Raw genomic sequence first — 23,125 nt, 5'->3', positions numbered from 1 at the left:
GCCATGTTTATCGGCCTGTTCGAGACCCTCAAGCGCGCCGGGGTGCCGGTCTCCCTGCGCGAGCTGCTCGACCTCCATGCGGTGGTGGAGCGCGGGGTGGTGTTCGCCGATATGGAGGCCTTCTACCGGGTGGCACGCACCGTCATGGTCAAGGACGAGCGCCACTTCGACCGCTTCGATCGCGCCTTCGCCGCCTGGTTCGAGGGGCTGGAGAACCTGGACGCCGCCATCGAGGCGCTGATCCCCGACGACTGGCTACGCCGCGAGTTCGAGAAGCGGCTCACGGAGGAAGAGAAGGCGCAGATCGAGTCCCTGGGCGGGTTCGAGGCACTGATCGAGACCTTCAAGCAGCGCCTGGAGGAGCAGAAGGAGCGCCACGCCGGTGGCAACAAGTGGATCGGCACCGGCGGCACCAGTCCCTTCGGCGCCTACGGCTACAACCCGGAGGGCATCCGCATCGGCCAGGACGGCTCCCGCCACCGCCGGGCCGTCAAGGTGTGGGACGAGCGGCGCTTCCGCGACTATGACGACAGCCTGGAGCTTGGCACCCGCAATATCAAGATGGCCCTGCGCCGGCTCAGGAAGTTCGCCCGCCAGGGGGCCGCGGAGGAATTCGACGTGGACGCCACCATCCGCGAGACGGCCCGGGATGCCGGCCTGCTTAACGTGCAGATGCGCCCCGAGCGCCATAACGCGGTGAAGGTGCTGCTACTGCTCGATGTGGGCGGTTCCATGGACGACCATATCCGCACCTGCGAGGAGCTCTTCTCGGCGGCCCGAGCCGAATTCAAGCACCTGGAGCCCTACTACTTTCATAACTGCCTCTATGAAGGCTTGTGGAGGAACAACGCCAGGCGCCAAGGTGAGCGAATCGCCACCCTGGATGTGCTGCACACCTATGGCAGCGACTACCAGGTGGTGATCGTCGGCGATGCGGCCATGTCGCCCTACGAGATCACCCACCCCGGTGGCAGCGTCGAGCACTTCAACGACGAGGCCGGGGCGGTGTGGCTCAAGCGCCTGGTGGACGCCTTCCCTCATCTGGTGTGGCTCAACCCCATGCCGTCCCGAGCCTGGGAGTTCACCCACTCGACCCAGTTGATCCGTGAGCTGATCGAGGATCGCATGTACCCCCTGACCCTGGCGGGGCTGGAGGAGGCCATGGGCGAGCTGGCTCGCCGGAGTTAATAACCTAAAATAGTTATTATCTGGAAAAATAACCTTTAAAGGCTATATTTAACGACAGAGGCCCGCCTGGCCGCCGCTGGCCGGCCCCGCTCAGGAGATAGCCATGCCCCCCGCCATTGCGGTCATCACCGGCGATATCATCGCCTCGCGCCGGCTAGGACCCCCCGAACGGCTCTCGGCGGTCCTCGATCACGCCCTGTCCCGCCTGGCCTCACGCTTCGGTGCGGTCAGCGAACGCTACCGGGGCGACGGCTTCCAACTCGTCCTCCCCCAGGCCTGGCAAGGCGTAACGGCCGCCGTGTTGCTGCGCGCCGAGCTGATTCGCCACTCCCGGCCCCAGCAACGCTGGGACGCCCGCCTGGCCATCGCCATCGGACACGACGACCGGTGGCGGGACGACTCGCGCATCGCCGAGGCCGGCTCGGCGCCTTTCGTGGCCTCCGGCCAGACACTCGACGCCCTGGACGGCGACCACCACCTGGCCCTGCGGCTGGCGTCGGGCGACTCGCCCTGCCTGGCCCTGCTGATTCGCCACCTGGATGCCATGCTCGAAGGCTGGCCTCCCGCCGCCGCGGAGGCCATCGCCGAGCGCCTGTGTCATGCTGAGTCCCAGCAGGCCCTGGCCGAGCGGCTCGGCATCAGCCAACCCGCGGTCCACAAGCGCCTGCGGACGGCACACTGGCCGCTGCTTCAGGAGACCCTGAGCTACCTGGAACGGCGCCTCAAGGAAGAGAGCGAGGCCCATGACTAGCCCCGAATCCCTGTTGCTGGCGTTGTGGCTGGCCCATCTGACCGGCGACTTCCTGCTGCAACCCCATGCCTGGGTCGAAGAGCGCTACCGCCTGGGACACCGCTCACCGCACCTGGGGCAACATGCCCTGGTCCATGCGGCCCTCACCTTTGCCGTGCTGGTCATCGCCGCCGCCCATGACGCCCAGCGTGGCGCGGTAGCGGTGGCATTCGGCGTCCTGGTCGTGGCGGCCAGCCACTGGCTGATCGACCTGGCCAAGTCACGACTATCGCCCCGCCGGCTGCGCTGGTTCCTGCTCGACCAGGCCCTGCATGGGCTGGTGCTGGTGGGACTCTGGCTGGCCTGGGTCGGCAGCTGGCAGCCCCTCGGGAGCGCCGTCGCCTGGCTCGCCACGCCCCAGGTACTGGGCCTGGCCTGCGCCTACCTGCTGGTATCGCGCCCGCTCTCCATCGCCATCGCCCTGGTGATGCGGCGCTGGAGCGAGCAGCTCGAGGCCACCGGGACCCTGGCGGCGGCGGGGGCGAGGATCGGCATGCTGGAGCGCTTCCTGGTGCTGACCCTGGTGCTGCTCGACCAGCTCACGGCGGTGGGCTTCCTGCTCGCCGCCAAGTCGGTGCTTCGCTTCGGGGACCTGCGCGAGGCCCAGGACCGCAAGCTCACCGAGTATGTGCTGCTGGGCACCCTGCTCAGCGTCGCCTCGACCCTGGCCCTGGGCCTGACGCTGAGACTGCTGCTGGAGGGCTAAGCCGATGTGGCGATCCCTGACGGTGCTTGTCGCCGTTTCCCTGCTACTGCTGACCGGGTGTAGCACCCCATCCACGCTGGAGCGGCGCCATGGCTATCTCGTCGATCACTCCCATGGCGCCCCCTCTCATAGCAGCCGGGTCCGTCACCTGGTGATCCATTACACCAGCAGCGGCGAGGCGCGCTCCCTGGCCACGCTGACCGGCCCCCATGTCAGCGCCCATTATGTGCTACCGCTCCCGGCCCGCCGGCACGACGGCGAGCCGCTAATCTACCAACTGGTGGACGAGTCCCGGCGCGCCTGGCATGCCGGCGCCAGCGCCTGGAGGGGGCGCACCCACCTCAACGACACCTCCATCGGCATCGAGATCGTCAACCGGGGCCCCGATCGCTCCTTCGCCCAGGTGGAGGCGGCCCTGGAGGCGGATCCCGAGGCGGCCCCTCCGATCCACTGGGCGCCCTACCCCGAGGCGCAGATCGACGCCCTGATCCGCTTGGCCCGGGATATCATCGAACGCCACGGCATCCATCCCAGCGACGTGGTGGCCCATTCGGATATCGCCCCCAGCCGCAAGATCGATCCGGGCCCCGCCTTTCCCTGGCGGACCCTCTACGAGGCCGGGATCGGCGTCTGGCCCGAGGCGGCCAGCGTGGCTCGCTACCGGGCGCGCTTCGCCGCGGCTGCCCCCGACACCGCCACCCTGCAGCGGGCCCTGGCGGCCTGGGGCTACCCCCTCGAGGTCAGCGGCGAGCTCGATGACCCGACCCGCGCCGTGCTGCGCGCCTTCCAGATGCGCTTCCGCCCCGCCGACTACCGCGGCCAACCGGACGCCAAGACGGCGGCGATTCTCTGGGCACTGCTGGAACGCTACCACCCCGAGAGCCTGGAAGGACTCGCTGAAACCCCGGGCTCTGGGGCTCTCGATACGCCGGAACGCTACCACCCCGAGAGCCTGGAAGGACTCGCTGAAACCCCGGGCTCTGGGGCTCTCGATACGCCGGAACGCCACCACCCCGAGAGCCTGGAAGGACTCACCGAGACCCCGGGCTCTGGGGCTCTCGATACGCCGGAACGCTACCACCCCGAGGCCCTCGAGGCGCTAACGCCTTATACCGAGGCATCCCCGGAGGCGGCGCCCGGCAGGTAGTGGATCACGTCATGGAAACGCAGAGGCCCCTGCCCCAGGTTGCGCATCAGATGGTGGCGGTCGGCATAGAAGCGCAGCCCCTCGCCGGGCCCCAGGCGCTTCTCCTCGTCGCCGGCCAGGGTCAGCCCCAGGGTGCCTTCCACCACCACGATATGCTCCACCACCCCCCGGGCATGGGGCGACGACTCGCTCGCCGCCCCGGGGGCCAGCTCGATCTCGAACATCTCGAAGCCCAGCAGCGGGTCGAAGGGAAACAGCACTCGGGCCTGCATGCCGGCGGCGTCGCGGCCCCAGCGGGTTTCCCCTGCCGGCCCCTCCTCGGCGTCCGTCCCCGGCGGGGCGAACAGCGACGAGAAGGAGACCGAAAAGCCGCTGGCGATCTTCCATAGCGTCGATACCGTGGGGCTCGACTCGCCCCGCTCGATCTGCCCCAGCATCGCCTTGCTGACCCCGGTGGCCCGGGCCGCGCGATCGAGGCTCCAGCCCCGCGCCTTGCGCAGGCCGCGCAGCCGCGTGGCGATATGGGTGGCGATCTCCTGCATCGCAGCCTCCAGTGAGAGTTATTCCTATTGTGCGCTATGACGCACAGTGCTAGGGTACCGGCATTGTACGCTATAACGCACAGCGCGAGGAGTCGTCCCCGCGTCAGGAGACACCGGCCATGCAACCGCAGACCCACTTCGCGACATCGCGCCGCTCGCTGTGGCGCGACCTCAGCCCCTCCACCGTGACCGCCGGCCTGGTGGCAGTACTGGTGGGCTATGGCAGCTCGGCGGTGATCATCTTCCAGGCCGCCGAGGCGGCCGGTGCCAGCCAGGCACAGATCGGCTCCTGGTTGTGGGCGCTGGGCATCGGCACCGGCCTGACCTCCCTGGGACTGTCGCTGCGCTACCGCATGCCGGTGCTGACCGCCTGGTCGACTCCCGGGGCCGCCCTGCTGGCCACCAGCCTGCCCGGCGTGCCCATGGCCGAAGCCATCGGCGCCTTCCTCTTCTCGGCGGCGCTGATCACCCTGTGCGGCGTCACCGGCCTGTTCGGCGCCCTGGTCAAGCGCATTCCCCCGACCCTGGCCGCGGCCATGCTGGCCGGGGTGCTGCTGCGCTTCGGCATCGACCTCTTCGCCACCTTCGAGACCCAGTGGCCGCTGCCCCTGGCCATGCTGCTGGCCTATGGCCTGGGGCGGCGCTTTTTGCCCCGCTACGCCATCGTGCTGGTGCTGCTCACCGGGGTGGCGGTCACCGCCACCCAGGGGCAACTCCAGTTGGGCGGTATCGCCCTGACCCCGACCCTGCCGGTCTTCACCGCGCCGAGCTTTTCGCTCTCGACCCTGATCGGCGTGGGCATCCCGCTCTTCGTGGTAACCATGGCCACCCAGAACCTGCCCGGCATCACGGTGCTGCGGGCCGCCGGTTACCCGGCCCCCAGCTCGCCGCTGATCGGCTGGACCGGAGCCACCACCCTGGCCCTGGCGCCCTTCGGCGGCTTCGCCCTCAACCTGGCGGCGATCAGTGCCGCGGTCTGCCTGGGCCGCGAGGCCCACGAGGACCCGGCCAGGCGCTACACCGCCGGGGTCGCCGCCGGGGTCGGCTACCTGACCCTGGGGATCTTCGGCGCCACCGTCACCGCCCTGTTCGCCGCCTTCCCCGCCGAGCTGGTGATGGCCCTGGCCGGTCTGGCCCTGCTGGGCACCATCGGCAACGGCCTGGCCGGCGCCATGGCGGAGCCCGAGCAACGCGACGCCGCCCTGGTCACCTGTTTGTTCACCGCCTCCGGGGGCACCCTGCTGGGGATCGGCGCCGCCTTCTGGGGCCTGCTGGCGGGAATGGCCATGCTGGGGCTGCATGCCTGGCGCCGCTAAGACCTGATGATGCTGGGACCTAATGATGCTGGGGCCCGGCGATGCCGGGACTAGATAACGCCTGGCGGCGCTAAGACCTGGCGATGTTGGGGCCTGGCGATGCTGGGACCGGATCACGCCTGCCGGCGCTAAGGCCTAGTCTCGCGTCGCCGGGAGGATTGGCGGCATCACCGCGGCCTGCTAGGGTTCGGGCATTTCACCGGCCGCAGAGAGGCGTCATGACCGGGCTGACCTTGACCACCCGCCGGGGGCCGGCCATCGCCCCCCACCTGGAGGCGCTCGCCGGGCTGCGCATCCGGGTGTTCCGCGACTTTCCCTACCTCTACGACGGCGACCCCGCCTACGAGGCCGCCTACCTGGGTCGCTACGCCGAGAACCCGGCCAGCCTCTTCGTGCTGGCCTTCGACGGCGAGGCCCTGGTGGGGGCCGCCACCGGCCAGCCCCTGGCCGATGAGGTGGCGGAGTTTCGCGCCCCCTTCGCCGCCGCCGGCATTGATCCCGCCACGGTCTTCTATTACGGCGAGTCGCTGCTGCTGCCCGAGTACCGGGGCCGCGGCATCGGCAAGGCCTTTATGGCCGAGCGGGAGGCCCATGCCCGGGACAACGGCTTCGCCCTCGCCGCCTTCTGTGCCGTGGAGCGCCCCGAGGAGCATCCCCGCAAGCCCGCCGACTATCGCCCCCTGCACGGTTTCTGGGCGAGCCGCGGCTACCGCCGCCGGGGCGAGCTCGCCACCACCTTCGCCTGGAAGGATCTCGGCGAGGCCGAGGAGAGCGACAAGCCCATGGTCTTCTGGCTCAAGGAACTGACCCCATGACGGTAACGGTAGCCGCCGCCCAGTATCCCATCGACCGCTTCCGCCACTTCGACGACTTCGTCGCCAAGGCCAGCCGCTGGGTCAAGGACGCCGCCGACCGCGGCGCCGACCTGCTGGTCTTCCCCGAGTATGGCGGCATGGAGCTCACCTCCCTGCTGCCCGAGGCGGTGATCGGCGACCTTTCGGCCCAGCTCGAGGCGCTGCAGCCGCTGCGCGACGACGCCCTGGCCGTGTGGCGACGCCTGGCCATGCAGCATGAGGTCACCCTGCTGGCGCCATCGCTACCCTGGCGCCTGGCCGATGGCCGCTACGTCAATCGCGCCTGGCTGATCACCCCGGACGGCCGTATGGGTCACCAGGACAAGCAGATCATGACCCGCTTCGAGAACGACGAGTGGGGGGTCTCCGCCGGCGACGGCCTGCGCCTCTTCGATACCCCGGCGGGACGGCTCGGCGTGCTGATCTGCTACGACAGCGAGTTCCCCGACCTGGCCCGGGCCCTGGTCGAGGCCGGTGCCGACCTGCTGCTGGTGCCCAGCTGCACCGACACCCCCGCCGGCTACCATCGGGTGCGCCTCTCGGCCCAGGCCCGCGCCATCGAGCAGCAGGTGGCCATCGTCCACTCTCCCACCGTGGGCGAGGCGCTCTGGTCACCGGCGGTGGATATCAATACCGGCCATGCCGCCGTCTATACCCCCTGCGATCATGGCTTCCCGCCGGACGGCATCCTGACCCGGGGCGAGGACGCCACCCCGGGCTGGCAGCTGGCCCGCCTCGACCTGCCGCTGATTCGCGCCCTGCGCGAGCAGGGCCAGGTCAATAACTACCATGACTGGGAGCTGCAAAAGCAGCGCCTCGCCTTGGGCGTCGAATGGGAGATGAGCGCCGGGGACAAGGCGTAGCGAGGGTTTTTTGCCAGGGAAGGCAAAAGTAGCGCCCAGGGAAGGGTTTACAGCGCCTCGCGAAGGCTTGTCGCCGGACCAGCTATCGCCATCACGTCGGCCCGGTAAAGAAGACTCAACCACAGAAACGGCATTCTCTACCAACCGACCCGGCGTTTTGCCGCCACCCCGGCTTGCCGTACAATGCGCTGCAAAGACGCTGCGAGTCGCAGCCCCGCCTGTTAACGCTTCGAAGGATACGCCCAAGCCATGCGCGCCAGTGAACTCCTGATGTCCACCCTCAAGGAAACGCCCAACGACGCCGAGGTGGTCAGCCACCAGCTGATGCTGCGGGCGGGGATGATCCGCCGCCTCACCTCCGGCCTCTACACCTGGCTGCCGCTGGGCCTGCGCACCCTGCGCAAGGTGGAGCGTATCGTCCGCGAGGAGATGGACCGGGCCGGCGCCCAGGAACTGCTGATGCCGGCGGTGCAACCCGCCGAGCTGTGGCAGGAGTCGGGCCGCTGGGAGCAGTATGGCCCGGAGCTGCTGCGCCTCAAGGATCGCCACGACCGCGACTACTGCGTGGGCCCCACCCACGAAGAGGTGATCACCGACCTGGTGCGCCGCGAGCTCAACAGCTACAAGCAGCTGCCGGCCAACTTCTACCAGATCCAGACCAAGTTCCGCGACGAGATCCGCCCGCGCTTCGGGGTGATGCGCTCCCGGGAATTCATCATGAAGGACGCCTACTCCTTCCATATCGACGAGGCCTCGCTAAAACAGACCTACCAGGCCATGTACGACGCCTATGTGCGCATCTTCACTCGCCTGGGCCTGGGCTTCCGTCCGGTACTGGCCGACAGCGGCGCCATCGGCGGCGACCGCTCCCACGAGTTCCACGTGCTGGCCGACTCCGGCGAGGACGCCATCGTCTTCTCCAGCGACTCCGATTACGCCGCCAATATCGAGAAGGCCGAGGCCCTGCCAGCGCCGCTGGGCAGCGACGCCCAGCGCCCCGCGCCCAGCGAGGAACTGCGCCTGGTCGACACCCCGAACGCCAAGACCATCGCCGCCCTGGTCGAACAGCACGGCCTGCCCATCGAGAAGACCCTCAAGACCCTGATGGTCAAGGGCAGCGAGGGCGGCCTAGTGGCCCTGCTGGTGCGCGGCGACCACGAGCTCAACGAGATCAAGGCCGAGCACCTGCCCGAGGTGGCCGCGCCCCTGACCATGGCCACGGAAGAAGAGATCCGTGCCGCGGCGGGCGCCGGCCCCGGCTCCCTGGGCCCGGTGGGCCTCGAGATGCCGATCGTCATCGACCGCTCGGTGGCGCTGATGAGCGACTTCGGCGCCGGCGCCAATATCGATGGCCAGCACTACTTCGGCATCAACTGGGAGCGCGACCTGCCCCTGCCCAAGGTCGCCGACCTGCGCAACGTGATGGAGGGCGACCCCTCCCCGGACGGCAAGGGCACCCTCTCCATCAAGCGCGGCATCGAGGTGGGGCACGTCTTCCAGCTGGGCAAGAAGTACTCCGAGGCGATGAACGCCACCGTGCTCGGCGAGAACGGCAAGGGCACCCACCCGTGGATGGGCTGCTACGGCATCGGCGTGACCCGGGTGGTGGCCGCCGCCATCGAGCAGAACCACGACGCCAATGGCATCATCTGGCCGGATGCCATCGCCCCCTTCCATATCGTCCTCGTACCGATGAATGCGCATAAGTCACAGCGCGTGCGCGACGAGGCGGAACGCCTCTACACTGAGCTCACGGCCCGGGGTTACGATGTGTTACTCGATGACCGCGATACCCGGCCGGGGGTCAAGTTCGCCGACCAGGAGCTGATCGGCATTCCGCACCGCCTGGTGATCGGCGATCGGGGCCTCGACAAGGGAGAGCTCGAATACAAGGGGCGTCGCGATGAAGAGGCCACCATGGTACCCGCCGATACCCTCCTGGACTTCCTGGCCGAAGCCATTCGCCGCTAGGCAGCGTCGCGGGCGCCGGCGATGCCTGGCGCCCCTACTGCTGAGCGGTAGCCTCTTGCTGATCCCGGGCGCCCAGGCCGAGGTCGTGCCGGCCAGCCTGACCCACACCCTGGAGGCGGTGCTCGAGGCACCCCGCTCCGCCGAGGCGGTGTGGGCCTCCCGGCAGTGGATCAATGCCATGGAACCGCGCCTGGCACGCTTTGTCGGCGACGCCGGCCTGCGCCGTGCCCTGCTGGAGCGGGTCTATCACGAGGCGGCCCTGGCGGGCCTCTCGCCGGAGCTGGTGATGGCGGTGATCCAGGTGGAGAGCGCCTTCGAGCCGGAGGCGGTCTCCCATGCCGGGGCCCGCGGCCTGATGCAGGTGATGCCCTTCTGGGTCGACGAACTGGGCCGCGCCCAGGACGACCTCCTCGACCCCTGGCTCAACCTGCGCTATGGCTGTACCATCCTGGCCCACTACCTGGCCGCCGAGCATGGCGACGTGACCCGGGCCCTGGTGCGCTATAACGGCAGCCACGGCGAGACCTGGTACCCGGAGCGGGTGATGCGGGCCTGGCTCGGTCATTGGCGCGCCCCCGGCCTGGATGGACTCCCCCGGGACACCGCCCAGCGCTAGATTAACCACAACAAAACGACAGGCGCGGCGTCCCCATGGCAGAGAGCCTCGACCATCAACTGCACCGCCTGGACCGAGCCTACCGGGGCATTCGCGGCCAGTTGGTGTTACTGGTGCTGGGTGCCCTGGCGCTGAGCCTGCTGGTGCTGTTGTGGTCGGCCCAAACCCAGAACGATCAGCAGGCCGAACGCGACCTGGCCCGGGTGGAGGCCCAACTGGAACTGCTGGGCCAGCGGCTGAGCGGCCAGGTACTGGACTATGCCCTCTGGGATATCAGCCATCGGCAGGTACACCTCGCCAACGAGCTCGATCCCGCCTGGCTGACCCAGGAGCTGGGCGGTAGCCTCTACGATAACCTGGACATCGACCTGGCCATGCTGATCGCTCCGGATGGCAGCGTCGACTACGCCATGCGCCGGGGTGCCTCCTGGCAGGCCACCACTCAGCCCCCTCATCCGCTGCCACCCGGTGAGGGCCCGGGCGCCCACCTGGCCTGGGCCCAGTGGCAGGAGCAGCCCGTGTTGCTGGCCATCGCCGAGATTCACCCCGAGAGCGAGTCCCTGACGCCGGCCCCCGCCCCTCACCGCCTGCTCTTCGCCCGCTACCTGGACGACCCCTTGATGGAGGAACTGCGCCAGGTCACCGGCCTGGCCAGCCTGGCGCTAAGTGCCGAACCGACCCTCGCCGAACGCCTCCCCCTGCTGGATAGCCGTGGCCGGGAACTGGCCTGGCTGCACTGGACTCCCCAGCGTCCCGGCCGGTCGATCCTGCTCGCCGCCCTGCCCTGGCTGGCGGGTGTGATGACCCTCTTCATCCTGGTCACCTTCGTGTTGTTCCGTCGCCTGACCCGGCGGCTCGACCAGAGTCGTGCCATCGGTGCGGAGCTGCAGGCCACCCGTTCGGGGCTGGCCGCCCAACAGCAGGCCTGGCAGGCGCTGCGCACCCTCTACCGCCGAGGCAGCAACGAAGAGGAATTCCTGGCCGCGGTGCTGGCCCATGCCGAGCGTCTGCTGGGCGATACCTGCATCAGCATCTGGCGCCTGGAGCCGGAGGCCCAGCGCCTGATCTGTCGCGCCAGCCTGGATCCCGCCCAGCGCGGCGAGACCCTCGATCTGGCGCCCCTGGAGGCCTATCGCCGGGCCTTGCAACTGGGCCCCTATCTGGCGGTCTCCCGGGTCGAGGCCGAGCCGCGGCTGGCGAAGATGCGCGACTACTTCCGGCGCTATGGCATCGTCTCGCTGCTGGATATCGGCATCTTCGACGGCGGCGAGCTGCGCGGCACCCTGTGCTGCGAATCGACCCACCCTCGCGAGTGGCGCAGCGAGGAGATCAGCAGCCTCACCGCGCTCTCCGGGCTGCTCTCCCAGTTCAGCGAGTCGCTACACCGCCGGGTCGCCGAGCAGCACCTCAAGCGGCGCCTCGAGTTCGACGAGACCACCGGCCTGCCCACCCTGCGCAAGCTGATGGCGAACCTGGCCGAGGAGAACGGCGACTTCACCCTCGGCGTGCTGCGTATCACCGGCCTGCACCGCCTCAACGAGACCCTGGGCTTCGCCGCCGGCGATCGTGCCCTGCGCGAGCTGGTGCTTTTCCTGCGCCACTGGGGCGAGCGCCGCGACCTGGAGGCGCATCTGGCCCGCCTGCCCTCCAACCGTCTGGCGCTGGTGGCCAAGGGGCTGGATCGCGGGCGGGTGGAGCAGTTGGGGGCGGAGCTGCTCTCGGCCCTCAATGCCCAGCGCTGGCTGTCCCCGGAGACGCCCTACCATCTGCGCTTCTTCCTCGGCCTGGCCCGCTATCCCGAGGATGATCGCCAGCTCGATCGCCTGCTGCTCAAGGCAGAGTTGGCGGTCAAGCAGGCCCGCGAGCATCCCCACCATCCCCTGGCGCTCTTCGACCGCCGCTTCGGGCGCTGGATGCAGCACCAGGATCAACTGACCCAGCAGTTGCGTCAGGCTCTGGCCCGGGCGGAGCTGCGCCTGCACCTGCAACCCCAATTCGATATCGAGGGGCGGCTGCGCGGTGCCGAGGTATTGCTACGCTGGCAGCATCCCCACCAGGGCCTGCTGGCCCCCGCCGATTTCGTGCCGGTCGCCGAGCGCAGCGGCCTGATACGCCCCATCGGTGCCTGGCTGATGGAACAGAGCATCGCCCTGCTGGCCGGTCCGCTGCGCGGCAGCGGGCTGCGGCTATCGGTGAATGTCTCGGTGCAGCAGCTGCATGACGACACCCTGGTGGAGCAGCTCGATGCCCTCTTGAGCCGTCACTGCATCGCGCCGGGGCACCTGGTGGTGGAAGTGGTGGAATCGCTGCTGCTGGCTCCCGGCATGGAGGCACGCCTGGCGAAGCTGCGCGCCCTGGGGGTGGAGATCGCCCTGGACGACTTCGGCACCGGCTACTCCTCGCTGCGCTATCTCCAGGAACTCAGCGTCGACGAGATCAAACTCGACAAGGCCTTTATCGATCCCCTGCACCAGGCCGAGGATGCCCCCCTGGCGCGCTCGATTATCGCCATGGTGCGCACCCTGGGGTTGCGCCTGGTGGTGGAGGGGGTGGAGAGCGCCCATCAGGTCGATTTCCTGCGCCGCCAGGGCGTCGACCTGCTGCAGGGCTACCACCTGGCGCGGCCGGAGCCCCCCGAGGCCTTCCTGGCCCGCCTCGATGCCCGGGCGGCCGCGCCGGAACCGGATGCCTGAGGCGGCGCCACCGCACAGGGGAAAACCGCACAGAAAAAACCGGCCCGAAGGCCGGTATAAATGGGGGTTGCCCCCCTTCCCCTGACGACTCTGGACACCCGGCTGGCACCGGGCTCCTCGATACGGTGGCGGGAGTTCAGGACTTCTTGTCGCCCTTGTGCCTGTGGTCGTGGATGATGAAACCGACCCAGCCCACCAGGAAAGCCACCATCAACCCGACGGTCACCAGCCCGAAGATAACGGCATCGTCCCAGTACATGATCGTCTCTCCCGCCGTGAATGTATGGCTCCACTCTAGCGGCAGAAGGGGAAGGGAGAACTGACCTGGATCAAGTCCCGGGGCGGGGCCCGCCACCAAGCGGGTCGAGGTTTGATCCAGGTCAGGTTTTAGGGGCAGTGAAGGAAAACCGTGAGGGGCGTCAGAGCACCTTTCAGAGCACCTTGCGGTCTTCCACGCTGCTCGCCTCGGTGCCCGGCGGCAGCGGATGGCCCTTGGCCAGCTCGGCGCGGGTGGCCTCGCGGATCGACAGCACCTCCAGGCGGTAGCGCAGGGGCTCGCCGGCCAGGGGATGGTTGGTGTCGATGCGCACCCGGCTCTCGCCCACCTCCAGGACGGTAACGACCTGCGGGCCGGCATCCCCCTGGGTCTGGAAACGCATGCCCGGGGCCAGGTCGGGCACCGGAAAGGCCGAGCGCGCCACCTCCTGCACCAGGGCCTCGTCGCGCAGGCCATAGGCCTCCGCCGGCATCAGGGTCACGCTGAGGGTGGCGCCTTCGCCCTGGCCCTCCAGGGCGCGCTCCAGGCCGGCGACGATATTGTCGTGGCCGTGCAGGTACTCCAGGGGCTGCTGGCGGGCCCGGGAGTCGTCGAGCACCTGGCCATCGGCAGCCTCGAGAACATAGTGCAGGGTCACGACCCGCTGCGGGGCGATATGGCTCATGATATCTCTCCTATGGCGTCGCCGACGGCGCTCAGCGCTGGGACTGCAACTGGGCCACCGGCATCTCCAGGCGCTGCCGGCGGTGCAGCAGGTCGAGCAGCACGATGGCACGCTCCTCGCCCTTGTGGCGCTCGAACACCGCGGTCAGGGCCTGGAAGGGGCCTTCGATAATGGTCACCGGCTCGCCGGCGCGGAAGTAGTGGTTGGCCTGGGCCTCCTCGCGGGAGGCGCCGCGGCGCAGGGCTTCAATCAGGCCATCGTCCACCGCCAGGGGCTCGTTGCCGAAGCACACCAGGCGTAGCACGCCACGGGTGGAGCGAATCGGCCGCCAGTTGCTGGCCAGGCGATCGAGGCGAATAAAGAGGTAATGGGGGAACAGCGGTTCTTCGACCCAGGTGAGGCGACCACGACGCTTGCGCTGCACCTCCAGCACCGGATGAAAGACCTCGTAGGCCTGATTGACCAGATGCTCGGCGGCACGGAAGGACTCCCCCCCCTTGCACTGGATCACGTACCAGCGGGCGGACTCGGCCTTGGCGCGCTCATCGATGGCGTGGTGCATGACACTCCTGACTTGCCTGCTTGCCGGCCTCCCCAGAAACCCCTCGGCGGCGGTTCCCTGGAGGCGGCGGCTCTGTAACAATCGACCCTGGTCGTGCCGGCCGGGTCACCGGACGACCTGTCGGCAAGTGGCCCAGTCTACCATCGTCGGCCGCCACTGTCCGGCCGCCACCGTTTCGCCAGGGAGTGCCTCCTCGATGCCCCACCCCACCGCCCACCGCAGCTGGCGCGGCGCCCTCGCCATCTACCTGCGCGCGCCGGTCATCACCATGCTGTTCCTGGGCTTTTCCGCCGGCCTGCCCTTCCTGCTGGTCTTCTCGACCCTCTCCGCCTGGCTGCGCAGCGACGGGGTGGAAGTGGCCGCCATCGGCTTCTTCGCCTGGATCGGCATGCTCTACTCGATCAAGTTCTTCTGGGCCCCGGTGGTGGATCGACTGGCCCTGCCGCTGCTGACCCGCCGCCTGGGCCAGCGGCGCAGTTGGATGCTGCTGGCCCAATTGATGATCGCCTTGGGCCTCGCCGCCCTGGCCAGCCTCGAGCCCCAGGGCAATCTGCCGCTGGTGGCGGCCTGCGCCCTGTTGGTGGCCTTCGGCTCGGCCACCCAGGATATCGCCATCGATGCCTTCCGCATCGAGTCGGCCCCGGAGGACATGCAGGCGGCCATGGCCTCCACCTATATCATCGGCTACCGGGGCGGCCTGCTGGCCGCCGGCGCCGGGGCCCTCTATGTGGCCGCGGCGGTCTCCTGGGAAGCCGCCTATCTGAGCATGGCGGCCCTGGTGGGGGTGGGGGTGATCACGGTGCTGTTGCGCCCGGAGCCGGCGCGCCTGTCATTGACCACCCAACTGATCCATGAGCCCCGGGTACGCGCCTTCCTGCGCGTCAGCCGGGGACGCCCCAAGTGGCTACGGCGACTGGGGGCCTGGCTGATCGGCGCCGTGGTCTGCCCCTTCACCGACTTCTTTACCCGCCATCGCCGCAAGGCACTGTGGCTGCTGGTGTTTGTCGCGGTGTTCCGGATCAGCGACCTGGCCATGGCCTCCATGGCCAACCCCCTCTATATCGACCTGGGCTTTACGCTGGCCACCATCGCTAATGTCACCAACATCTTCGGTATCGCCATGAGCATCAGCGGCGGCCTGCTCGGCGGCCTGCTGGTGGCCCGCTACGGTATCGGCTCCATCCTGGTACTGGGGGCCACGGCGGCCACCCTCACCAACCTGCTGTTTGCCGCCCTGGCCCTGACCGGCCAGAGCCTGCCACTGCTGGTGATGGCCATCGTCGGCGACAACCTGGCCAACGGCCTGGCCAGTGCGGTCTTTATCGCCTTCCTTTCCAGCCTCACCTCCAAGGCCTATACCGCCACCCAGTACGCCCTCTTCTCGTCGCTGATGACCCTGCCCGGCAAGTTCCTCAGCGGCTTCGGTGGCCTGGTGGTGGCCACCGAGGGCTATGCCACCTTCTTCGTCATCTCCACCCTGCTGGGCCTGCCGGCGATTGCCCTGGCCATCTGGATCAGTCGCGACCGTAGCCTGGTGCCGCCACCGGCACCGCGAGCCAGCTAGGCCTCGGGCCTGCCGCTCTCTCAAGACCGCCCTGGCCATCTGGATCAGTCGCGACCGCGACCTGGTGCCGGTACCGCGGGCCGGTTAAGCCGCCGACTCACGACGCACAAGGGGCCGGCAGCCAGGCTGCCGGCCCCTTGAATCAGCCGCATTATCGTCCCGATCGATCAGCCCTTGCGCTGCTCCAGCAGCCAGGCCAGGGCGCCATGGGTCGCCGTCCACTGATCGCGCATCAGGGTACGATACTGCCAGGCCTCGGCGCGGCTACCCGAGGGCGGCGCCTGGTCACTGGGCAGCGCCATGGGCCGCACCTTCTCATCGCAGAGCATGGCCACCACATGGCCATTGACCGCCATCGCCGCCTTCAGCGCCTCGGCGGCCTCGTCGAAGCGCTCCAGGCGCAGCAGCGCCAGTACCCGGCCCATCAGCACGCCGAGCAGCGGCGTCTCCATGGGCACGTCGCTGACCTCCAGGGCCTGGGCATTGCGGCCCTCCCGCAGCAACTGGTCGAGCACCAGCTCGCGCAGCCCCAGGCTATCCTCGGGATCCAGGGCCAGCAGGCGCTCGGCCAGGCGCCGGGAGCGCTCCCGGGCGCCGCGCTCCATGCCCACCACCAGGGCCAGGCCGCTGCGCAGCAGCACGGCGTTATCGCCATCGTCCCAGGGCAGTCGCTGGCCCTGGCCATCGAGCTGGGTCAGCCAGCGCTCGAGGCGCTCGGCCAGGGGCTCGAAGAGGCTCGGCGCCATCCACGGCAGGCTGCCGAAACGGCTGGTCAGGGCCAGGGCCAGGTCCTGGTGGACCCGGGGACTGTCGAGCCATTCGGGGTTGGCGCACAGCTCGCTGAGCCAGCCCTCCGCTTCCACCCAGGGATCCGCCTCGAAGCCCAGCACCGTCTCCTCGTCGACCCGGGTCTGGAAATGGGCCCGCCAGGCGGCATAGAGGGTGTCCTCCCGGGCCGAGCTGGTATAGACGATGGCCCCCGCCTCGCCCTGGGTGACGCCGAGCACCGGGGCCGTGGGCAGTTCCGCCAGCAGGCTCTGCAGGGCCACCAGGGGACCGGCCAGGTTCTCCTCGGAGTTGACCATCTGCTCGGCCAGGGTGGCGCCGGGATTCTCGGCCAGCTCGCCCAGGAACTCCAACTGCTCCGGGTCCATGTCGCCCTGGCGGGCCAGGCGCCGGAACCAGAAACGGGCGCGCTGGGATGCCTCCTCTTCCTGGCCCTCATGGAGCAGCAGCATCGCCTCGATATAGGCCAGGGTGGGCGAGTCCGGCAACGCCTGCTGGGCGCGCACGAAGGCCTCCCGGGCGCTGGCCAGGTCGTCGTTGTCCAGGTGCAGCAGACACAGCCGCTCCAGGGCCACCCCACGCAGGAACAGCGGCCCGCGGTCGAGGACGGCATCCAGCAGCGCCTCGCGCTTGCGCAGGAAGCCGCGCTCCTGGTAGAGGTCGATCAACAGTTCGAAGGCGGGCTCCGCCTGATCCGGCAACCGCGACCAGTCGCCCTGCTCGTCGAACAGCGACTCGAGGATCTGCTGGGCGCGGCCGCGCTGGCCGCTCTCGGCGGCGATCAGCCCCGATTCCAGCAGCGCCTGGGCCGGCGCCTTGCCGCTGGCCAGGGCCGCCTTGAGGGCATCGCCCTTCCACTCCCGCAGCGAGAGCATCCACATCAGGTGGCTGGGCACCGGCCCCGGCACCTGGACGGCGCCGCAGCAGTGCTTGGTCTTGCGCCCGGAATCGCACCAGCAGGGCTCGTTGCGCCCGGGGCGCGCCAGCCGCTCGCAGTCGAAATCGAGGCGCTCCAGGGGCGTCTGGGACCACAGTTCCGGGGCCAGGGCCTGGGCCAGCGCCAGGTTGCCCCCCAGGCGATCGGCGCCCTCGGTGCGGGCCCATCCCACCAGCGACGGATAGTGTTCATCGTCGCGAATCGCCGCCAGGGCGCCCGAGGCATAGCCCAGCAGCTGCTCAACCCATACCGACAGCATGACAATCTCCGCCAGGAAAAGGGGCATATTCTAGCACGTCGGGCCCGACCGACTCATCCGCGGCGTGGCCAGCACCGGGGCGGGGTGCTAGGGTGTGGCTGCCCGCCTTCAGTAAAGGAAGTCCCGCCTTGCGCCTGCCCTTTCGACGCCCTCCCGCCAGTGACGACGAGGCCCCCCGGGTGCGCCTGGAGCGCCAGGGCCGCGACGAGATCGAGCGCATCACTCGGGCGGTGGAGCGGGTGCCCTGGTCGGTGAGCCTGCTGCAGATCCTGTGGACCGCGGGGCCGGTGACCCTGCTGGGGGCCTGGGGCGGCTACCTGCTCGGCTATGGCCAGGCGCCCAGCGCCCAGAACTACATCTTCTTTATCACCTATACGGTGATCACCGGCGTGGCCGGGGTGGCGGCCAACCTGGTGCATCAGTTCACCGGGGCACGCAAGGCGGCGCGCACCAGCGCCCAGATCGAGCGGGTGATCAAGGCCCTGCCGGAGCTGCTGCTGGCCACCCGCAACCTGATCGTCGATAACCTGGAAGGCGATGCCCGGCGCCGGGAAGCCGCCGCCATGCTGTTGCGCAAGGAAGACCTCTCCCCAGAGGGGGTGGAACTGGCCGCCCTGGAGCTGCTCGACGACCGGGAGAGCGCGCGGATCATCGGCCAGATCGATATCTATCGCCGGGTCGGCCTGCACGCCCGTATCCAGGATCTCCAGCAGCTCTATGGCGAGCTGCTGACACCCCAGTTCCATGCCCTGACCGAGGTGGCCCCCGGTGCCGCCGACCTGCTGCGGGCGCGCTTCGCCGGCGAGGCCCCGGACCTGCGCCAGGGGGTGGTACGCGACGAGCATTTCATCGAGCGGGTGCTGGCGGCCATCGAGCAGGACGATGAGCTGCTGATGACCCTGCAGGACGTGGAAGAGATGCTGGTGCTGGCCTTCGAGCTGATCAGCGGCCGCCAGATCCCCATGCTCACCTTCGAATACAAGGGGCGCTGGAAGCTGGCCCAGGCCTTCGATGCCCTGGAACAGGCCCGGGCCCGCCACCGCATCGCCCAGGCCACCGGGCTGTCGCGTCTGAAGGCGCTGACCGTCTACCTGGCCGAGCAGTCCGGTACCCTGGTGGAGGACGCCGCCTCGGGGCTGCGCGCCGAGGTGCTGCTGGAGCGCTCCCAGACCGCCATGGACGCCCTGGCCGAGGAGCTACCGCGCCTGGCGCAGGCCCCCGGCCAGCGGCCCCGCCTGCGCCGGCAGTCGGACGTGCTGGCCAATGCCCTGCGCCTCTACAAGAGCGTCTCCGCGGCCTACGAACAGGTGGGGCGTCAGCACGCCCAGTTGCTCAAGATGCTGGAACGCTGGGAGCGCATCAGCGAGGAGAAGGATGACCAGACCCGGCTGCGCCTGGGGCCCGGGCGCCGCGGCCTGCGACTCCGCGAGCATGTGATCGAGCTGGACGACGAGGCCAAGGCGCGGGTCTGCAAGCACCTGGCCAACCACCTGGCCGAGGCGGGGATCGACTCGCCGCGACGTTTGACCTCGGGACAGCCGGTGTGCGCCCCGCTGACCCTGGATGCCTCCAAGCGCCTGGCCATCGAGATCGCCCTGGCCCTGGAGCCGCATATCCAGCTCTCCCGCCCCGAGGTACAGCGCGCCATCAACAGCACCAATGCCGCCGATTTCGGCCAGTTGGAGCCCAACCTGTCGGCGGCGGCCAAGGCGGCGCTGGGTTCCGCCATGGTCAAGGAGATCCGCGTCGACCTGTCGCGCCCGGCGGAGCAGCTGGCCCTGGCCCTGGTGCGCCACTACCAGGTGGAGCTGGAACCCGCCGCCATCGACTTCCTGCATGACCACTACGGGGCACGCCAGGCCACCCTGACCATGCTCTCCAACTACCATGCCAGTCACTCTGGCAGCCGCGACACCGCCAATATCAGCTACCTGAGCCAGCGCCCGCCGGCGGTGGGGGCCCCGAAACGCGACTGGTATCGGGCGCTGGTTACCGCCCGCCGCGCCCTGGATCACTAAGACTACACCGGCGTGGTGGGGGCGCGGCTTAGCGCGGCGACGCCGACCTCGCCACGCCCCCAGGCCAGCAGCGGCCGGCTGCGGGCCTGCATATCCAGTTTTGCCCCCAAGCGCACCAGGTTCCAGTAGTGACCATTGAGGGTGCGCGCCAGCAGCAGGGTATCCGCCGGCGGCTGGAGGCGATCCATGGCCGCCCACACCTTGGGGCTCAGCGCCCGCAGCCGGCGGTGTACCCGAACATCGCCGAAGTCCTGCTCGCCGGGGGCGAACAGCGGTGCCACCGCCTCGGCGGACTCGCGATAGAGCGCCAGGGGCGCCCCTTGCCCCTGGCGACCGCCCATCGCCAGCACCGCCGTCTCCATGGCCAGGGCATCCTCCGCCAGGGTCGCCTCGAGCAGCGCCAGCAGCTGCTTGAGGCGCGCCGCGGAGACGCGGATTACCGCGCCCAGGTCATAGATCACCAGGCGCTCGGCCTCATCCACGGCGAAGTTGCCGGCATGGGGGTCGGCGTGCAGCTCGCCGTGCACGAAGAGCTCCTCGGTCAGCCAGTCCGCCAGCCGCGTCGCCACCGCCTGACGGCGGGCCCCATCGTCCCCCTCCAGCTCCCGCAGCGGCGTGCCGGCCAGGTAGCGCATGGCCAGCACCCGGGGCGTGCAGTGTGCCTCCAGCGGCTCGGGAAAGGCCAGGCCGGGCCAGTCGGCATAGCGGGCCCGATAACGCGCCAGGGCCGCGGCCTCGGCGCGGTAGTCGAGCTCGCCGCGCAGGCTCTCGGCCAGCTCCTCGAAGAGGGCATCGAGGCGCGCCTGGGGCACCTTGAGCCAGCGCCCCAGGCGCATCATCCGCTTGACCTGGGAGAGATCCCCCTCCAGCACCTCGGCCAACCCCGGATATTGCACCTTGAGCACCAGCGGCTCCCCCGCTGGCGTCCAGGCGCGGTGCACCTGGCCCATGGAGGCGCTGGCGAAGGAGCGAGTCTCGATCTCGGCGAAGCGGGTCTCGAGATCGCCATACTCCGCCACCAGGGTGGCGCGAATCCTCGCCCAGGGCATGGGCTCGGCCTGGCGCTGCAGGCGCGCCAGCTCCTCCGCCAGGGCCGGCGGCAGCAGGTCGTCCCACTGGGACATGATCTGGGCCAGCTTCATGGCCGGCCCCTTGAGTTCGGAGAGCCCCTCGAAGAGCGCCTCGCCCAGGGCCTGCCAGTTGGTCTCGCCGCCCAGCCGGGTGCGCAGCACGGCGCCACCGGCACGCGCCCCCAGGCCCAGCAGTCGCCGTGTTCTGCCGCGCTCACGCATAGTGATACAAGCCTTATACGGATTTATTGACAGGTTACCCCTGGCGAGGCGCCGGGAATACTGGAAAAATATCCATAGATACCGCTTTTTCAGGGGAGCCCAATGCGCCTGATCATCGCCGAAAAGCCCAGCCTGGCCCGGGCCATCGCCGAGGCCCTGCCGGGCAGGAGCCAGCGCCAGGAGGGCTACCTGCAGGTCGGCGACACCCGGGTCAGTTGGTGCCTGGGACATCTGCTCGAGCAGGCCCCCCCGGATGCCTACGACCCCGCCTACAAGCAGTGGCGGCTGGATCATCTGCCCATCCTGCCCGATCCCTGGCGGCTGACGCCACGCCCCAAGGCCCGCGGCCAGTTGGCGGTGCTGCGCCGCCTGCTCAAGGAGGCCGGCGAGGTGGTGCATGCCGGGGATCCGGACCGGGAGGGCCAGTTGCTGGTGCAGGAGGTGATCGAGCATCTAGGCTGGAAGGGCCCGGTGGCGCGGCTGCTGATCAGCGACCTCAACCGCCCAGCGGTGCAGCGGGCCCTCGGCCGCCTGGAGGACAACGCCGCCTACCAGGCACTGTACCGGGCCGCCGAGGCGCGCTCCCGGGCCGACTGGCTGTACGGCATCAACCTGACCCGGGCCTGGACCCTGGTGGGCCGCCAGGCGGGCCACGACGGCGTGCTCTCGGTGGGCCGGGTGCAGACCCCGGTGCTGGGTCTGGTGGTGCGCCGGGACGCGGAGATCGCCGCCTTCCGACCGCGGCCCTTCCATGTGCTGTGGGCCGACCTGGCGGTGGCCGGTGGCCAACTGCGGGCCTGGTGGCAACCCGGCGAGAATCATCCCCTGGATGACCAGGGCCGGCTGCTGGCCCGGCCCCCCGCCGAGGCCCTGGCGGCGCGCCTGCCCGGCGCCGAGGGCCAATTGGTGGAACTCCAGGCCCAGGACAAGCGCCAGTCGGCGCCCCTGCCCTACTCCCTCTCGGCGCTGCAGGTGGACGCGGCACGGCGCTACAAGCTGCCCGCCAAGGCGGTGCTGGATATCTGCCAGCGCCTCTACGAGCGCCACCAGTTGATCACCTACCCCCGCTCCGACTGCCGCTACCTGCCCCAGGAACACCATGGCCTGGCCGCGCGCACCCTGGCCGGGGCCTGCCAGGGCGACGCCACCCTGAGCCAGTGGCTCGCCGGTGCCGACCTCTCGCGTCGTTCCCGGGCCTGGAACGACGCCAAGGTGGGCGCCCACCACGCCCTGGCCCCCACCGGGCGCGTGCCGGACTTCTCGCGCCTCGACGACGCCGAGGCCAAGGTCTATCGGCTGGTGGTACGCAATGTGCTGGTGCAGTTCTACCCGCCCCTGGAGACCCGGGAGGTGAAGGCCGAATTCCGGATTCTCGACGAACGCTTCCGCGCCCAGGGCAGCGAACTCAAGGTGGCGGGCTGGAAGCCGCTGTTCACCACCCGGGAGGAGACACCGCCCCTGCCGCCGCTGGTGGAGGGCGAAGGCGCCCGGGTGCTCGACGCCCGGGTGGAGGATCGCGAGACCCGCCCCCCGGAGCCTTTCAACGATGCCAGCCTGATCAAGGCGATGATGAATATCGCTCGCTATGTGAGCGACCCGGCGGTCAAGCGTACCCTGCGCGACTCCGACGGCCTGGGTACCGAGGCGACCCGGGCGGGGATCATCGAGACCCTGGTGGAGCGCGGCTATCTGGTGCGGGAGAAGAGTGCCCTGCGCGCCAGCCGCACCGGCCATGCGCTGATCAATGCCTTGCCCGAGGCGGCGAGTCGCCCGGAGCGTACCGCCCTCTGGGAGCAGCGCCTGGCCGCCATCGCCGAGCAGGGCGAGGCGCCGGCGCCCTTCCTGAGCGCCCTGGTGGTGGACCTGCGCCAGCTGCTGGGGGCCGCCGACGCCCAGACCCTGCGCCAGGCCCTGGCGACGAGCCAGGCCATCGAGGCGCCGACACCCTCGCCGCGGCGCGCCGCCAAGGGGCGCCGCGGCAGCGGAGGCAAGGGCGGCGGCCGCACCTCGGGTAGCCGCACCTCGAAACCCCGAGCCACGGGCAGCCGGTCACGCCGTGTCAAGGGAGAGCCCCGATGAG

19 protein-coding genes are annotated in these 23,125 nt (G+C 69.6%); 13 read left to right on the top strand and 6 right to left on the bottom strand.

Features of this window, described 5'->3' with window-relative positions:
• Positions 1 to 3 precede the first annotated feature (3 nt).
• The 4 genes from ACZ5EF_RS07005 (at position 4) to ACZ5EF_RS06990 (ending at position 3,831) form a co-directional block, all read left to right on the top strand.
• Complete coding sequence (locus ACZ5EF_RS07005; protein ID WP_346063089.1) at positions 4 to 1,188, top strand: vWA domain-containing protein; 1,185 nt, start codon at positions 4 to 6, stop codon at positions 1,186 to 1,188.
• 103 nt (positions 1,189 to 1,291) lie between these two features.
• Positions 1,292 to 1,939 (top strand): hypothetical protein, encoded by a 648-nt coding sequence (locus tag ACZ5EF_RS07000; RefSeq protein ID WP_346063090.1) that lies wholly within the window; start codon positions 1,292 to 1,294, stop codon positions 1,937 to 1,939.
• Positions 1,932 to 2,684, top strand: a complete 753-nt coding sequence (locus ACZ5EF_RS06995) for a DUF3307 domain-containing protein (protein ID WP_346063091.1) — start codon at positions 1,932 to 1,934, stop codon at positions 2,682 to 2,684. Before ACZ5EF_RS07000 ends, ACZ5EF_RS06995 begins: the two co-directional genes overlap by 8 nt.
• A gap of 4 nt (positions 2,685 to 2,688) precedes the next feature.
• Positions 2,689 to 3,831: an N-acetylmuramoyl-L-alanine amidase gene (locus ACZ5EF_RS06990; protein ID WP_346063092.1), complete on the top strand. Its 1,143-nt coding sequence runs from the start codon at positions 2,689 to 2,691 to the stop codon at positions 3,829 to 3,831.
• On the opposite strand, the gene ACZ5EF_RS06985 is transcribed toward ACZ5EF_RS06990, so the two are convergent.
• Positions 3,792 to 4,373 carry a helix-turn-helix domain-containing protein gene (locus ACZ5EF_RS06985; RefSeq protein ID WP_346063093.1) on the bottom strand — a complete coding sequence of 194 codons (582 nt, stop codon included), beginning with the start codon at positions 4,371 to 4,373 and terminating at the stop codon, positions 3,792 to 3,794. The genes ACZ5EF_RS06990 and ACZ5EF_RS06985 overlap by 40 nt on opposite strands.
• Positions 4,374 to 4,492: 119 nt before the next feature.
• On the opposite strand from ACZ5EF_RS06985, the gene ACZ5EF_RS06980 reads away from it, so the two are divergent.
• The 6 genes from ACZ5EF_RS06980 to ACZ5EF_RS06955 all read left to right on the top strand — a co-directional run bounded on the left by ACZ5EF_RS06980 (position 4,493) and on the right by ACZ5EF_RS06955 (position 12,686).
• Positions 4,493 to 5,689, top strand: a complete 1,197-nt coding sequence (locus ACZ5EF_RS06980; RefSeq protein ID WP_346063094.1) for a benzoate/H(+) symporter BenE family transporter — start codon at positions 4,493 to 4,495, stop codon at positions 5,687 to 5,689.
• Positions 5,690 to 5,907: 218 nt separating this feature from the next.
• Positions 5,908 to 6,504 (top strand): GNAT family N-acetyltransferase, encoded by a 597-nt coding sequence (locus ACZ5EF_RS06975; RefSeq protein ID WP_346063095.1) that lies wholly within the window; start codon positions 5,908 to 5,910, stop codon positions 6,502 to 6,504.
• Positions 6,501 to 7,406, top strand: coding sequence for a carbon-nitrogen hydrolase family protein (locus tag ACZ5EF_RS06970; protein WP_346063096.1), 906 nt, complete (start codon positions 6,501 to 6,503; stop codon positions 7,404 to 7,406). Before ACZ5EF_RS06975 ends, ACZ5EF_RS06970 begins: the two co-directional genes overlap by 4 nt.
• 249 nt (positions 7,407 to 7,655) lie before the next feature.
• A complete protein-coding gene (locus ACZ5EF_RS06965) occupies positions 7,656 to 9,377 on the top strand; it encodes a proline--tRNA ligase (protein ID WP_346063097.1) in 1,722 nt (573 codons plus the stop codon).
• A gap of 55 nt (positions 9,378 to 9,432) precedes the next feature.
• Positions 9,433 to 9,993, top strand: a complete 561-nt coding sequence (locus tag ACZ5EF_RS06960; protein WP_346063098.1) for a lytic transglycosylase domain-containing protein — start codon at positions 9,433 to 9,435, stop codon at positions 9,991 to 9,993.
• Between the two features lie 35 nt (positions 9,994 to 10,028).
• Positions 10,029 to 12,686: a bifunctional diguanylate cyclase/phosphodiesterase gene (locus ACZ5EF_RS06955; protein WP_346063099.1), complete on the top strand. Its 2,658-nt coding sequence runs from the start codon at positions 10,029 to 10,031 to the stop codon at positions 12,684 to 12,686.
• A gap of 136 nt (positions 12,687 to 12,822) precedes the next feature.
• Here ACZ5EF_RS06955 and ccoM read toward each other — a convergent pair whose 3' ends face one another.
• The 3 genes from ccoM to rfaH form a co-directional block, all read right to left on the bottom strand.
• Positions 12,823 to 12,945 (bottom strand): cytochrome c oxidase subunit CcoM, encoded by a 123-nt coding sequence (gene ccoM / locus ACZ5EF_RS06950; protein WP_346063100.1) that lies wholly within the window; start codon positions 12,943 to 12,945, stop codon positions 12,823 to 12,825.
• Between the two features lie 172 nt (positions 12,946 to 13,117).
• Positions 13,118 to 13,627, bottom strand: coding sequence for an FKBP-type peptidyl-prolyl cis-trans isomerase (locus tag ACZ5EF_RS06945; RefSeq protein WP_346063101.1), 510 nt, complete (start codon positions 13,625 to 13,627; stop codon positions 13,118 to 13,120).
• A gap of 31 nt (positions 13,628 to 13,658) precedes the next feature.
• Positions 13,659 to 14,189 (bottom strand): transcription/translation regulatory transformer protein RfaH, encoded by a 531-nt coding sequence (gene rfaH / locus ACZ5EF_RS06940; protein ID WP_346063102.1) that lies wholly within the window; start codon positions 14,187 to 14,189, stop codon positions 13,659 to 13,661.
• Between the two features lie 196 nt (positions 14,190 to 14,385).
• On the opposite strand from rfaH, the gene ACZ5EF_RS06935 reads away from it, so the two are divergent.
• Positions 14,386 to 15,753 carry an AmpG family muropeptide MFS transporter gene (locus tag ACZ5EF_RS06935; protein ID WP_346063103.1) on the top strand — a complete coding sequence of 456 codons (1,368 nt, stop codon included), beginning with the start codon at positions 14,386 to 14,388 and terminating at the stop codon, positions 15,751 to 15,753.
• Positions 15,754 to 15,920: 167 nt separating this feature from the next.
• Here ACZ5EF_RS06935 and ACZ5EF_RS06930 read toward each other — a convergent pair whose 3' ends face one another.
• Positions 15,921 to 17,735: an SEC-C domain-containing protein gene (locus tag ACZ5EF_RS06930; protein WP_346063104.1), complete on the bottom strand. Its 1,815-nt coding sequence runs from the start codon at positions 17,733 to 17,735 to the stop codon at positions 15,921 to 15,923.
• A gap of 128 nt (positions 17,736 to 17,863) precedes the next feature.
• Here ACZ5EF_RS06930 and ACZ5EF_RS06925 point away from each other — a divergent pair, with 128 nt between their 5' ends.
• Positions 17,864 to 19,753 carry a hypothetical protein gene (locus tag ACZ5EF_RS06925; RefSeq protein WP_346063105.1) on the top strand — a complete coding sequence of 630 codons (1,890 nt, stop codon included), beginning with the start codon at positions 17,864 to 17,866 and terminating at the stop codon, positions 19,751 to 19,753.
• A 2-nt stretch (positions 19,754 to 19,755) separates the two neighbouring features.
• Here ACZ5EF_RS06925 and ACZ5EF_RS06920 read toward each other — a convergent pair whose 3' ends face one another.
• Entirely contained in the window at positions 19,756 to 21,045 is a 1,290-nt protein-coding gene (locus ACZ5EF_RS06920) for an ABC1 kinase family protein (protein ID WP_346063106.1), read from the bottom strand.
• Between the two features lie 102 nt (positions 21,046 to 21,147).
• Between ACZ5EF_RS06920 and ACZ5EF_RS06915 the strand changes: the two genes are divergently transcribed.
• Complete coding sequence (locus ACZ5EF_RS06915; RefSeq protein WP_346063107.1) at positions 21,148 to 23,124, top strand: DNA topoisomerase III; 1,977 nt, start codon at positions 21,148 to 21,150, stop codon at positions 23,122 to 23,124.
• The last annotated feature ends 1 nt before the right edge of the window (position 23,125 follow it).

The sequence above is a fragment of the Bisbaumannia salifodinae genome (assembly GCF_055388505.1).
The sequence above is the reverse complement of the archived record's forward strand: the minus strand, read 5'-3'. Positions and strand labels throughout refer to the sequence as shown.